This window comes from Arthrobacter sp. 05L421 (assembly GCF_056397785.1).
This window is the reverse complement of sequence record NZ_JBFTOC010000006.1, coordinates 1-13425: the sequence shown is the minus strand read 5'-3', so window position 1 is coordinate 13425 and position 13425 is coordinate 1. Positions and strand designations below refer to the sequence as shown.

The following is a 13425-nucleotide window of genomic DNA, read 5'->3' as shown; positions in this document are numbered from 1 at the left end:
CATGGGGCATCACGGGATGTGGCTCCGGTGAGCGAACAGGCAGTCTCCCGGCCGAAGGCACCCCCGGCCGTGTGGATCTCCTGGGTGGCGCTGGCACTGATGACCACCAGTTCTGTGGCCAGTCTGCGAGCCGCCCCGACCATGGCCGTCTACGGCCTCGCCTCAGTCTTCCTCTACGTGGTACCCGCGATTGTCTTCCTCCTACCCACTTCCCTCGTGTCCGCTGAACTGGCGTCCGGATGGAAGGGCGGCATCTACAACTGGGTGTCGTCCGGGATCTCCAAACCGATGGGCTTCCTGGCGGTGTGGTGCCAGTTCGCGATGACGATCTTCTACTATCCGACCCTTCTGGGATTCGTCGCGAGCACGCTCGCCTACGTCTTCAACCCGGCACTGGCCAGCAGCGGCGTGTGGACGGCCTTAGTGATCGTGGTGTTCTATTGGGCCGGCGTGTACGTCTCTTCCCGCGGCACGAAGGGTGTGGCAGGCCTGGCCGGCGGTGGCCTGATCATCGGCACCCTGATTCCGGGCGCCGTGCTCGTCATTCTGGGCGCGGTCTTCCTCGGCCAGGGCAATCCGTCGGCCGCTCCGATGACCGCGGCGAACTTCTTTCCCGAGTGGGCCGGGCTGGCCAGCCTGGTGCTGATCGTGAACAACTTCCTGTCCTACAGCGGCATGGAGATGAACGCGGTGCACGTGTCCTCGCTCAAGGACCCGTCCAAGGAGTACCCGAAGTCGATGTTTCTGGCCATGGGACTCGTATTGCTGATCTTCATCCTGCCGGCGCTGGCGATCAGCTGGATCGTCCCGGCCGACGAGCTCTCCCTCACGGCCGGTGTCATGCAGGCCTTCGACGCGGTGTTGGCGTCGTTCAACTTGCAAGCCCTCACGCCCCTCTTCGGCATCATGCTGGTCGCTGCCTCCCTCGGCGGCATGCTGACCTGGCTGGCCGGTCCGTCGAAGGGTCTGCTGCTGATCTCGCGTCAGGAAGGCTACCTCCCGCCGTTCCTGCAGAAGCTGAACAAGAACGGCGTCCAGCAGAACCTCCTGGTCGTCCAGGGGCTCGTCACCACCGTGATCGCCCTCGGATACGCGCTGATCCCGGATGTTTCGAGCACGTACTGGATCTTCTCGGTGATCACCACGCAGGTCTATCTGATCATGTACCTGCTGATGTTCATCGCCGCCGTCCGGCTGCGCCGCAATGACCCCGACCACCCGCGCGGCTACCGGGCGCCGATGCTGGTCGGGCTGTGCGGCGTCGGATTCGCGGCCTCCCTGGCCGCCCTTCTCGTCGGGTTCGTCCCGCCGTCGCAATTCGGCAGCGGCGATCCGCTCGTCTATTTCCTGATCGTCGCCGGCGGCGCACTAGGCCTCGGCCTGCTCGTTCCGTTCCTCTTCTATAAGTTGCGCAAGCCCTCCTGGAAGCTGCCTGAACACGAGGCGCAGACGGAGGTGCCGGAGTCATGAGCACCCATCTGGAGTCCTCAACCAAACGGGGCCGATCGGTCATTTACATCGTCTCCATGATCTTGCTCGTGCTGTTCGCCGTGACTGCCCTGGTGATGTTCCGGCATGCGAGGGAGACCCAGCAGTCCCTTTCGAAGGCCGACCAGCTGATCGCGGAGATCAATGCGGCCGGGGGGACGGCCCCCACGCGCGAACAGATAGCCCGGGTGCTTGGCGACGACGGCGGCGCGGTCTGCGCGAACCCGAACGACGCGCTGAGCCGGGCCATCTTCCACAGCCAGCTGACGAACGGCGCAACCGGGCCCGGAAACAGGCCGGTGATCGCCAACGACCGCGTCGCCAACGGCGAGCTCGCGATCATCAAGATCTACTGCCCGGACAAGTTGGCTGACTTCCAGCAGTTCATCGACGGCCTCAATACCTACAACTCAGGCGGTGGGTGAGCCGTGGACCTACGCTCCCGCATTGCAGATCTGATGGGTCCGGCGCAGGGGGAGCTCGCCGAATTTGTGGACATCCGCTCGGTGGCGGACCCGCGGCAGTTTCCCCCCGAGGAGTGCGAAAGGGCGGCGCACTGGGTGCTCGACAAATTCGCCGAACTTGGATTTGCGGATGCCCACCTCGAGCGGACGCCGGACGGCTCCGACGCCGTGGTCGGATCGAGACCCGGATCCAACCCGGATTCGCCCACTGTGCTCCTCTACGCGCACTATGACGTGCAGCCACCCCTCGATGATGCCGCATGGCGTACCCCTCCCTTCGACCTCACTGAAGTAGACGGCCGCTGGTACGGACGCGGCGCCGCCGACTGCAAGGGCAACATTCTCGCCCAGTTACTCGCACTGCGAGCGCTCGGCGACGACGTGCCGGTGAACCTGAAGCTGGTGGTCGAGGGTTCGGAGGAACAGGGCACTGGGGGGCTCGAGGCGTTCGTGGTGAGCAACCCTGACTTGTTCCGTGCCGACACGATCCTGGTCTGTGACACGGGCAACGCCGCCGTGGGACGTCCCGCGGCGACCGTGACCCTGCGCGGAATGGTCAACGTCGTGGTGACGGTAGAGGCGTTGACATCCGAACTCCATTCCGGGATGTTCGGCGGGGCAGCCCCCGACGCGCTTGCCGCGCTGATCTCGATGCTGGCATCCCTCCGGGACGCACAAGGCAGCACCACTGTCACTGGATTGGACAACACCCAGACCTGGACCGGCGCGCCTTATCCGCCGGAACAGTTCCGCTCCGACTCCGGCGTTCTCGACGGCGTCACACTGTTGGGCGACGGCAGCGTATCCGACATGCTCTGGGCGCGGCCGGCCGTCACCGTGCTGGGCATCGATTGCCCGCCGGTGACGGGTTCGACGGCGGCGATCGTTCCCCGCGCCGCCGCGCGGCTGAACCTGCGCGTCCCGCCAGGCATGGCCGCCGAAGACGCCCACACCGCGTTGGCGGACCATCTCCGGGCCGCCGCACCCTGGGGAGTCCATATCGCTGTGGACCTCGAGGCCATCGGGTCCCCCTTTCAGGCGGCAGTCGGCGGGCCGGCTTTTGACGCCCTGAGTGCTGCAATGCTCGAGGCCTACGGGCAGCCGATGACGACCCTGGGACAAGGGGGATCGATCCCGCTGTGCAACGTGTTCGCCGACACCTATCCCGATGCCGAGATCATCCTGCTCGGAGTCGAGGAACCGCTGGCACTCATCCACGCACCGAACGAGAGTGTCGACCCGGGCGAGATTAGGGCCCTGGCCGAGTCCCTGGCCCTCTTCCTCCAGCGGTACGCCACCCTGCGCGGTTAGGGACTCGAACTGCATTCACTCCCCCGCAAACACACCCTTTTTGTCACCTTTTAGACCTGACCGTTCGGGCAGTCGACGCCCTCGTCAGGCGATCTGCCACCGCGCCGTAATTCCGCAAAGCATCGACCTGGGCACGATCGATGTCACCGTGCTCGATGCGGGACACCCCGTTCTGGCTGACATCCTCACGTGTCATGCGCTTGGCGGCCACCCTTTGCCTCGGCAGCAAGCCTCGAGTTCAACGCTTCTTGCCCCCAACACCCGGCACGGACGCGACTTGCTTCATCCACGCCGCGATCTGGCGCTCGTCGATGTCGTCCAAGGATTCGAGCTCCACACCCCGCGTCGACTTGCCCATCCCGACCGGTGTCACCGGTGGTACAGGCTCGAGTGCCGTGCCATTCACAAACATGAGCTTGACATGGCCAGCAAAACCGCCGCAGCTGAAGCACCACCCATCGCCGACACCGTAGTACGACATGCCCCACTTCACGGAGCGCCGGAGGTCGGGCAGCGTCTTTGCCGCCAGCGCATCGACCGTTTCGGCGATGCCGCGCTGCGGCTGTGGCAGGCTGGCAATATATGCTAAGACCGGTTTGTCGCCGACCGCCGCTTTCGCGGGGCTGGCCCTGCCGGTCATGGCTTCCGGCAGAGTAGTGGCGCCATCGACATGTTCCGCTGTGCGCGTGGCCGGCTTTTCGGCTTCCCCCGTACCGATCTCCCTGCTGGTCATGGAGACGATTATCCCTCACGCAAGGTTTGGCCGATGGGGCACTTGCGTCTGGATGAGCGTCATACAGGCTTTTCCTTCCGGCAGGCGGTTGTCGGGGATATTCTGGGGAAATCAGCAACGCCAGCGAGCCGGTCATCATGGCTCGTCGAGGAGAGCTGAATAGCTTCATTGGCAGCCGCTCTGCCGTCTCACGAGTGGAGGCCTTCCTGTTAGGAGCTGCCTTGAATTCTTCAATGACGAGACCACCCAACCGTTCTGGCGGCGGGGTTCAAAGGACGTTCGGCGTCGAGGAGGAATTCCTGCTCGTCGATGCCACGACGGGGCAGCCCGTACCCGCCGCGGAAGCGTGCTTGGCCAGGGCCCCACAGCGCCCTGAAACCAGTGGCGGCCCATCCTTGGCTTTGGAGGTCCAGCAAGAGCAGCTTGAGGCCGTTGGCCCTGTCTGCACCACGCTGCAGGAAGTGATTGCGGGCGTCCGAGAGGGCCGGCGGCTTGCCGACGAGGCGGCCCGCTCGGTGGGTGCACGAGCGGCCGCCGTGGCCACCAGTCCCGTCCCGGCCACCCCTACCCTCGTACCGCAGCCCCGATTCCTGAACATGGCAACGCGGTTCGGGTTGACGCTCCGGGAGCAACTCACCTGCGGCTTCCATATTCATGTCGGCATCACCAACGGTGAGGAAGGGGTAGCAGTCCTGGACCGAATCCGGGTCTGGTTGCCCGTGCTGCTGGCGCTGAGCGCGAACTCCCCTTTCTGGCAGGGGGCCGACACCGGATACGCAAGCTTCCGGTACCAGGCTTGGAGCCGCTGGCCGACCGCCGGGTCCTGCGAAAGGTTCGGATCAGAACGGGCATACCACCGGTACGTTCAATCCCTGCTGACAACTGGCGTACTCCTCGACGAAGGCATGGTGTACTTCGACGCGCGTCTCTCCCGGAACCACCCGACGGTGGAGGTCCGCATTGCCGACGTCTGCATGGAGGCCTCACACGCGGCCGCGATAGCCGCGATAGTGCGGGCGCTCGTTGAACGGGCCGCCCAAGAATGGCGCGCCGGGATTTCTGCGCCCCGGCTGTCCGCCGGGCAACTGCGCCTGGCGGCGTGGAAAGCAAGTCAATCAGGAGTCGACGACACCCTCCTGCACCCCCTGCTGAACATTCCATGCCCGGCGGCAGAAGTGGTCCAGGTCCTCCTCTCCCATATCCGGCCAGCCCTGGCCGACAGTGGAGACGAGGAGCAAGTGACCGCGGAAGCGGCCCGGATATTGACCTCCGGCACAGGATCACGCCGGCAGCGCGAGATCATGCTGAGCACCCAGAGCCTGCCCGCGGTGGTGCTCGACGCCGTCGTACACACCCACGGGACCGCCCCGGCCCCGCATCGCCGGTCCCGGCGCCTGCAAACTAGCTAACTGACCCGGCAGGACACGAAAGGACAGCCACGACGGCGTTCGGTGGACGCTCACGCGAGCCGGGCCACCGTCCACAGCCAGCTGACGAACGGTGCACCCTGCCCCGGAAACAGTCCGGTGACCGCGAACGACCGGGTCGACAAGGGCCACTTCGCGATTTTTAAGATCTACTGCCCGGACAAGCTGGCTGAGTTCCAGCAGGTCATCGGCGCTAGTACAACCGAATCCGAAGCAGGATGTGCACAGTAATAATGGATTTGGCTTGTGTGCTCAGCCAGGCCAATGCGAGATCGCTCGCTCCTGAGGGCTCTCAGGAGCCATCTCGTTCCGGGTCCACGTCAGATCGTGAACTACGTCGGCTAACTAGTGGACGATTCTCATCTCGTGCGAGGTCTGATTGAGTCGCCGTCCGCCGCCGGGAACGACCGTCACAATGTCCTCGATCCGCACGCCGAACCTGCCCGGCAGGTAGATTCCGGGTTCGATCGAGAAGCACATACCGGGGTGGAGGATCTGGGTTTCGCCCCCGACCATGTACGGCGGCTCGTGAGTCGTCAGTCCGATTCCATGCCCGACGCGGTGAATGAAGTAGTCGCCGTAACCGGCTTCAGTGATCACCGCGCGGGATGCGCGATCGATCTCCTGGCACTCGACGCCTGGCCGCACGGCCTCGAACCCGGCCTGCTGTGCGTGTCTGACGACGTCGTGAACCTCCTGCTCTTCGGCGGTGGGTTCGCCGACGTGCACCGTCCGCGTCGTGTCTGATCCGTAGCCGTGTTTGAGGCCCCCGAAGTCGAGCACCACCATGTCGCCGTCCTCGATGATCCGCGGGCCGATCTCGTGGTGAGGGTTGGCGCCGTTCGGACCCGAACCGACGACGGTGAAGTCCACTTGCGAATGACCGAATTGGCGAAGTAGGTCGGCGAGATCAGAGCCGACGTCGGTCTCGCTGCGCCCAGCGAACCGCACCGTGACGATCTCCTCGTACGCCTGGTCTGCGGCCGCGCCGGCCGCCGCCAGCCGCTCGATCTCGTCGTCATCCTTGATCGCCCTAAGCATCGGCAGGGCGTTCGTCATCGAGACGTAGGAAGACTTGGGCAGTCGATCCTGCAGGCCCAGGAGGTGCATGGCCCAGGCCGAGTCAGAGACGGCATAACGTCCGGTGCCAGCCATCAGCGTCGCAGATTCCGTGTAGGGGTCGCTCCCGTCGGTCCAGTCGGTGATCCTCAGAAGCGAGGCGCCGGCGGCCGCTTCCGCGTCGGGTCTCTCGAGCCTCGGAACGATCATGGCGGGCTCCGCGTCGACGGGGATCACGAGCATGGTGATGCGTTCAGTGACGGCCACGGGTGCATACCCCGTGAGGTACAGGAGGTCCGGTCCGGGAGTGACCAAGATGCCGTCGAGCCCGGCGTCCTGGGCGGAGTGGGCTGCTCGCCGCAACCGCTCGGCGAAGTCATCGGCGGTGAACGGAGCCGGCTCGGAAAGGCTGCGATGATCACTCATGTTTCGCATTCTCGTGCGCGGGGCATCACTGGTCAACCCACCGCGTTGAGCAAGCAACCTATGAGGTTAGAGGTGCCGAAGGTAGCGCTCCGCCGATTCCAGGAAGGACCGCATATTCGTGAGTCCCGTCTCGAAGGATCTCCGTGCCCACTCCATCCCGGACTGTATCCGATGAGGCATCGTATCCGGTTCCGCGGACCTCTCCTGAGTCAACGCGCACCCTAGCCCGGGACGCGTCCCGGAACTACGCTGGGGCAGGCGTCGTCCCGCTTCCGGGCAGGCGGCGGGCACGTGGTCGGGGAAGGCGGCGGTCCATGAACGCACAGAACATTACCCACTGGATCCGGGCGGGGTTGTGGACGTTACCCCTTTACGGCCTAATCACCGTCTGGGCCACGCTTGAGCCCCAGCCGGACCAGCAAAAGGATCCAGACGCCTGGGCACGGTTCGTCAGCTCGGGCTCGTATCAAACCAGCCACTTGCTCGGCAGCACCGGAGGCACCATCCTCGCGATCTTCGGGGTGTTCGCGCTGGGCTGCTGCCTGGCCACCAGCCGCGCCGGCCGCCTGGCACTGGCAGCAACCGTCATCACCGTCGCGGGAACTGCCTTGTTAATAGTCCCCGCTGCCCTCTCCACTTTCGCCACTCCCGCGATCGGGAAGGCCTATCTGGAAGGAAACCGGGACGTCATGCTTCTGGAGTTTCCATCCGCCATGACGGTCTCGTTCCTGCTCGGGCTCCTGCTCGCGTTCCTTGGCAACGTCTTGCTCGGAGTCGCGGTCTGGCAGTCCCGGACGCTCCCCCGCTGGGCCGGGGCCCTCTGGATTGCCGGCGCCGTACTGTTCTACCTCCTCGGCGTCGTGCTGGGGCAGGCGACCACGGGCAGCAGCCTTCCGACGCAGCCGGCCGGCGCCCTGCTCACGGCTGCATCGGGCGGCTGGATGGCGTGGAACCAGTCACGGCAGGCCCAGCCACCCGCGGCTGTCTATGCGGCCGGCACGCGCTGACGGCTTACGGTTCGTGGAGGCCGGCGTCCTGTTGACTGAACTTCGGGGAGACTGAACCCAGGCTTTCCGGAGAGGTGGTCATCGTGGACGAAATGCGGCTGAAGCTGTTCGAAGGTCAGATCGGATTACCCGGCATTGGCGCGGTCCGGCAAAACGCGGCAGGCCTGCTGCCCTACGCCGTGGTCGACGAGGCAGGGCGTGAGATCGAGGCGTTCTCGGTGTTTCTCCGCGACCTCGTATTGACGGACATGAGCCCGTTGACCGTGCGTTCGTACGGCAATGACCTGCTGCGCTGGTGGCGGGTGCTGGAACTGATCGGGCTCCCATGGGACCAGGCGGGCCGTCTGGAGGTTGAGATCATGGTGGGCTGGATGCGCTCGGCGGTGAATCCTCAGCGACGAGGGACCAGGGCACGGGCGATGAATCCGCGGACCGGGAAACGGCCGCTGGCTGAGGGGTATGCGCCGGCGACAATCAATCACGCACTGGCGGTTCTGGCCTCTTTTTACGCGTTCCATGCCCGCTTTGGCCGCGGGCCGGTGTCGAACCCGGTGCCGGAGAGTCCGGGCCGTCGGGCGAGACTGGCCCACCGCAGCCCGCTGGAGGAGACCCCGGGAATGCGTCGTGCTCCGTTGAGGCAGAAGGCGGCCGTGCTGGCGCCGCGGTCCATTCCGGATGATCTGGTTGATGAGCTGATCGGTGCCTTACGGACAAGCCGGGACCGGGCGCTCGTGAGCCTTTATCTGTCATCGGGTGCCCGGGCGAGCGAGCTTCTCGGTGTCCGGGGTGACCAGGTGGATTGGGCCAGGCAGCGCGTCTGGGTTGTTTCGAAAGGGTCCCGGACCCTGGAACCGGTTCCCGCCTCGCCGGAGTCATTGCAGCATTTGGCAGCGTACTTCCATGAGCACGGCACCCCTGGACCGGGCGAGCCGATCTGGCGTGCCCTGCATGGGAAGCCGCGACCGTTGAATTACCACGCGGCGCGCAGGGTCCTTCAGCGCGCGAACACGGCGCTTGGAACAGACTGGTCGCTGCATGATCTGCGGCACACGACAATCGACCGGATGGTGACCGACCCGAATCTGACATTGCCGGAGGTGATGGCCGTGACCCGCCACCGGCGGGTGTCGTCAATGGCACCGTATCTGCGGCCGCGGATTGACGAGGTCTTTCAAAAGGTACAGGAGCACTTTGCCGCACCGCGGCCGGAGCCGAAGCTGACGCCCGGGTATGACGCGGACGACTTCACGGTCGTGTTCGGTGGTTAAAGGACTCACGCATCCGGAACAGCGGCGCCTCGAGCCTGCATCGGCCGGAAGAACGCGGCCCCGCAGCGTCATCACGGCCGCCCCGGCAACCCCGCCAGCAGTTCCGCCGCGCCCGCAGGGAGACCTGGACACGGCGACTCTCGAGACGATCAGCGGTCTGGTCGATAAGATTTGGCCGCGGTCCCAACCGAGGTGCTCACTGCGACGCGCGGGTTTGCGGTGGCTGCTCGGCTACCTCGAGGGGCACCCGGGGCGGTCATGGCAGCAACGATGGGTGGCATCGGGTCTGAACGACGGGGACCGCCGGATCCGGGAATTGACTACAGGGGATCGTCGTCTGGACGGGGAGCTGGGTCACGCGCTCCTGCTCCTCTGCTGCCTGCGTGTGATCCGGCCATCGTTGGCGGCGTTCCGGGTCAACAGCTTCGTGCGCTATCACGAACTTTTCGAGGTAGCGCAGAAGGATCCGGATCTGGAGCGGTTTCTGGCTTTGGTCGACGGCCACGAAGCCTCGGCGCATTTCAAGCGGTGCGCCCGTTTCGATGTTGCTGCCGCGCTGACTACCCAGGGCATCGCTTTCGCCGATCTGAGCGCTGAAGCGCTGCTTCATTATGCGATCGCCACCCGCGAGGGCGGCTGGGGTGCCGGCTACGAGTCCTACGTTGGTCACCTCGCCTGGAAGGTGATGGCCGAGTCCGGTCACTTCCCCGCGCACGTTCCCGCCACGTTGCGAGGAGCGAAGCGTGCCCCGGCGATGACGCCCGCAGAGCTCGTTGACTGGCACAACATCACCGACCCGGACATTCACGCATTGTTCGTGGCTTACCTGACGCGCCGCAGCCATGACATCGACTATTCGACTCTGCGCGATATTGCAGCGGACCTTTGCGGAAAGTTCTGGACTGGGGTCCGGAAGGTCAACCCCGGCCAGGCGGATCTCGTCCTCGCGCCGGAGGATTATCAGAGCTGGCGGGCCGTACTTGAGATCCGCGGCGATGGGCAGCCGCGTCTGAGCGCGGACGGTGTCCTGACGACGATCCGGGCTTTCTACCTCGATATCCAGGGCTGGGCAGCTCAGGAACCCGAGCGCTGGGCCCGATGGGTTGCGCCCTGCCCCATTGGCAGCAGGGAAACCAGGTCACAGGCGAAAACGAAACGCCGAGCCAAGGAACGCATGGATGGTCGGATACGCCTGCTTCAACCGCTCCTTCCCGCCTTCCTGGCCGCTGTGACCGCCCGCCGGGACCACTTGCATGACCTTCTGAACGCAGCGACAGATGCCGAACCCGACCAGGTGCTGACGGTCGGGGCGAAGAACTATCGAAGGCTTTTCACTGTCGGTGATGCCCGGCACGCCGAGCGTCACGGCCATGCCAACATCCGGGTGCTCGACGAGTCGACCGGACGGAAACTCAACGTCACGTTCCTGGAGGACTCTGCGTTCTGGCAGTGGGCAACCGTTGAGACTTTGCGGCACACCGGGTTGCGTTGCGAGGAACTTCTGGAGCTATCCCAATTGAGCATCCGCCAGTATGCCCGGCCCAACGGGGAAGTTGTGGCCCTGTTGGTGGTCGCCCCGTCCAAGACCGACCGTGAGCGCGTGATCCCCATGACCGCCGAGCTGTTCCACGTGGTCGCGACCATCATCCGCCGCCTCACCCGGAACCGGCGCAGCGTGCCCCTGGCGACCCGCTTTGACCCGTACGAGCGCATCACGAGTGAGCCGCAGCCGTTTCTGTTCCAGCGCACGATCGGGCAACGCACCGAGGTTATCCATTCCGGATCGTTGCGCGCAGAACTCGGCAAACTCAGCGATGCCCTGGCAGTCGAACACCCCGAACTGGCCGGATGCCGGTTTACCCCGCACGACTTCCGCCGCCTGTTTGCCACCGACCTCGTGAACCACGGCCTGCCGATCCACATCGGTGCAGCTCTCCTTGGACACCTGGACGTACAGACCACGCACGGCTACGTCACCGTCTTCCAGGAAGACGTGATCCGCCACTACCAGGCCCACCTTGCCGGCCGTCGGGCGGCACGGGACGCCCGGGAATACCGGACCCCTTCCACCACGGAATGGGACGAATTCGAAGAGCACTTCGACAGGCGCAAAGTCGAGCTCGGCAACTGCGGGCGACCGTACGGCACCCCCTGTGAACACGAACACGCCTGCATCCGCTGCCCCCTGCTCCAGGTTGACCCTGTCATGATCGGCCGCCTCGACGAGATCAACTCTGACCTCATCGCCCGACGCGAGCTCGCCCAAACAAAAGGCTGGCTCGGCGAGCTCGAAGGTATCGACCTCACCCTCCGGTTCCTCCACGACAAGCGCGCCGACGCGGACCGGCTCGCTGGACTCGGTCCCACCAACCTCGGCATGCCAGCGATCCGCACCTGAAAAGTCCAGAGAAAACCAAAGCATACGGCTGCGGTGAAGGAGGTTGCTCGTGTCAGTCACTATGGGCTGGCGTGGTCGCTGTGCGGAGTTGTCGCTAGCTTCGTAAGCAACGCAGCGACGGCGATGGCGAACGTATCAAATCCGGCAACCGGTCCGTGTTCCCGGTCGACTTCAGCGTACGGTCCATGGTCAACAACTGAGCCGTGCTCTTCTGGTTCTGGCATTTCTGATCGGCTATTCGTGATATTTCTCAGCCAGCTGACCAGCCAGCATTTCGTCAGACTCTGCAAACCGGCATTTGCGATCACTTTTCAGAAATCTTGTCAATCGCTTGTATTTCTGATTTCGGAACGTTATTGTGAGCGCAGTTAGGCGCGTCAAGGACCGTCAAACTCATAAATTCATGCATTACGACTGTACTTGGGGGTATCAGTGAAAAGGCATTTTTGGGGAAATAGCTTTGCCGCCGCTGTGTTGGTCTGTCTTCTTGCGCCGGCATCCGGTGGAGTAGCCCAGGCCAGTCCAGAGTCGGACGAAACAAAGGGATCGGCGTCGGTTTACACGACTCAGCCCTCCCGCTGAGGTTGTTCCATCGGGAACGTCCACGACGGAAATGTTAATCACCGGGTTCGACGAAAAAGTGGCCCGCGACAATGGTTACGAGATCGTAAAAGACGCTCATGGCAAGGCGGTAGGCAGCAAGAAAAAGGGTGGTGTGACCCCCTACGCCAACATCATATGGGGGAAATACGGTGAATCTCATGTGTACTACCGCGCCACCGGCGGCGGCTGGACCACGGCGACAACGGGATTCACGTTGTACAACGGTTCGATTTGTTCGACCGGTCATCCTTCAGATGGTGCGACGGTCTACTGATAGACCGCCGCTCGGTTGACGGTTGACGGTTGACGGTCGTCGGCGAAAGGAGAACCTACAAGTGCATTCCGAGGCTTTGCAATGGTCTATCCACGAGTCGCGCTGGGATCTCGACCTCGATATTGCCCTCTGGTTCCGGGAGTATCTGTCGATCAAACCAGCGCGTCCAGAACACATGCCGGGCGAACTCGTCCCTACACCAGGAATCCGTTCAGCAGATCCATCTCCGCTTGAATTCCAGCAGGGGTGGGAATCCTGGTGGTCGGGTCTGACGCTCTCTCCGCCGATTGCTGAGCCCGGGGGCCCGGCAGGATACGCTCGGGACGAATTCGTTGCCCTGAGTCGATGGCCGACATTGAGGTATGCGGTGTTAGGTAATCTGCCGCAAGCAAATATTTGGCATAACGATAGAAAAAGCGCGGCAATGGAAGACTGGCATCCTGATATGGCACTACTCGACATCGTAAAAGATATTGAGGTGTCAATGGGACGTGAGTTGGCGCCTTTCCGTCTTGACCTTTTGCTGCTTCCCGTGCCAACGTCGACAATTTACGAAGTGATGCCGGGCCGGTTCATGCTGTCAGAATCGCAAAGGGAATCATTCCTGCTTTCTGACCGGTTCAGGAATGTCATAAGAACACTAGGGTCGAGCTGACACCCTTCCAAAGCCCAACCAGGCAAAGTCGACGGCAGGGCGTATCTGTGCGCTGCCGTCGACTTTTCCCGGCGCAGGTTCGGGAGGAGCCTGGACCGCCGGTCGCGGAACCGACAGCCAGAACATGTGCTGGGCTCGTTCGCTCAGCAGTCCGGCCAACACGTGCAAAGCCAGTGACGATCCGCGCCGCGTCCGGGCCCTCTCCGCGTCTGCTCCGCTCGTGGTCCTCTCGGCCTGTTTCATCTTCATGATGACGGGCAGGAGCGGCGGCCGTCTGCCAGCGCGGTGCACTTGAAAAGTGCAGAGAAGCCA

General features: G+C 63.9%; 11 protein-coding genes. 9 read left to right on the top strand and 2 right to left on the bottom strand.

All coding sequences use genetic code 11. From position 1 onward, the window contains the following. The first annotated feature begins 27 nt into the window (after positions 1 to 27). Genes gadC through AC1DKQ_RS09080 form a run of 3 tightly spaced genes read left to right on the top strand, consistent with a single transcriptional unit; the run spans position 28 to position 3263 of the window. A complete protein-coding gene (gene gadC, locus AC1DKQ_RS09090) occupies positions 28 to 1470 on the top strand; it encodes a glutamate/gamma-aminobutyrate antiporter GadC (protein ID WP_476883471.1) in 1443 nt (480 codons plus the stop codon). Further along, positions 1467 to 1913: a hypothetical protein gene (locus tag AC1DKQ_RS09085; RefSeq protein ID WP_476918779.1), complete on the top strand. Its 447-nt coding sequence runs from the start codon at positions 1467 to 1469 to the stop codon at positions 1911 to 1913. Before gadC ends, AC1DKQ_RS09085 begins: the two co-directional genes overlap by 4 nt. Positions 1914 to 1916: 3 nt before the next feature. Beyond that, entirely contained in the window at positions 1917 to 3263 is a 1347-nt protein-coding gene (locus AC1DKQ_RS09080) for a M20/M25/M40 family metallo-hydrolase (protein WP_476883469.1), read from the top strand. A gap of 238 nt (positions 3264 to 3501) precedes the next feature. Here AC1DKQ_RS09080 and AC1DKQ_RS09075 read toward each other — a convergent pair whose 3' ends face one another. Continuing rightward, entirely contained in the window at positions 3502 to 3996 is a 495-nt protein-coding gene (locus AC1DKQ_RS09075) for a DUF1801 domain-containing protein (protein ID WP_476883468.1), read from the bottom strand. Positions 3997 to 4229: 233 nt separating this feature from the next. Between AC1DKQ_RS09075 and AC1DKQ_RS09070 the strand changes: the two genes are divergently transcribed. Then, entirely contained in the window at positions 4230 to 5405 is a 1176-nt protein-coding gene (locus AC1DKQ_RS09070) for a glutamate--cysteine ligase (protein ID WP_476918778.1), read from the top strand. 363 nt (positions 5406 to 5768) lie between these two features. Here the strand turns inward: AC1DKQ_RS09070 and AC1DKQ_RS09065 are convergent, their stop codons facing one another. After that, positions 5769 to 6908, bottom strand: a complete 1140-nt coding sequence (locus AC1DKQ_RS09065; RefSeq protein WP_476883466.1) for an aminopeptidase P family protein — start codon at positions 6906 to 6908, stop codon at positions 5769 to 5771. Positions 6909 to 7222: 314 nt separating this feature from the next. On the opposite strand from AC1DKQ_RS09065, the gene AC1DKQ_RS09060 reads away from it, so the two are divergent. From AC1DKQ_RS09060 to AC1DKQ_RS09040, 5 genes are all read left to right on the top strand, one after another. Continuing rightward, on the top strand, positions 7223 to 7915 hold the full coding sequence (locus tag AC1DKQ_RS09060) for a DUF4386 family protein (protein WP_476918777.1): 693 nt from the start codon (positions 7223 to 7225) through the stop codon (positions 7913 to 7915). Positions 7916 to 8007: 92 nt separating this feature from the next. Further along, entirely contained in the window at positions 8008 to 9183 is a 1176-nt protein-coding gene (locus tag AC1DKQ_RS09055; RefSeq protein ID WP_476918901.1) for a tyrosine-type recombinase/integrase, read from the top strand. A 274-nt stretch (positions 9184 to 9457) separates the two neighbouring features. Continuing rightward, a complete protein-coding gene (locus AC1DKQ_RS09050) occupies positions 9458 to 11581 on the top strand; it encodes a tyrosine-type recombinase/integrase (RefSeq protein ID WP_476918776.1) in 2124 nt (707 codons plus the stop codon). 613 nt (positions 11582 to 12194) lie between these two features. Then, the gene (locus tag AC1DKQ_RS09045; RefSeq protein WP_476918775.1) at positions 12195 to 12458 is read left to right on the top strand and encodes a hypothetical protein; all 264 of its coding nucleotides are present in this window, start codon (positions 12195 to 12197) and stop codon (positions 12456 to 12458) included. A gap of 61 nt (positions 12459 to 12519) precedes the next feature. Next, a complete protein-coding gene (locus AC1DKQ_RS09040; protein ID WP_476918774.1) occupies positions 12520 to 13113 on the top strand; it encodes a hypothetical protein in 594 nt (197 codons plus the stop codon). The last annotated feature ends 312 nt before the right edge of the window (positions 13114 to 13425 follow it).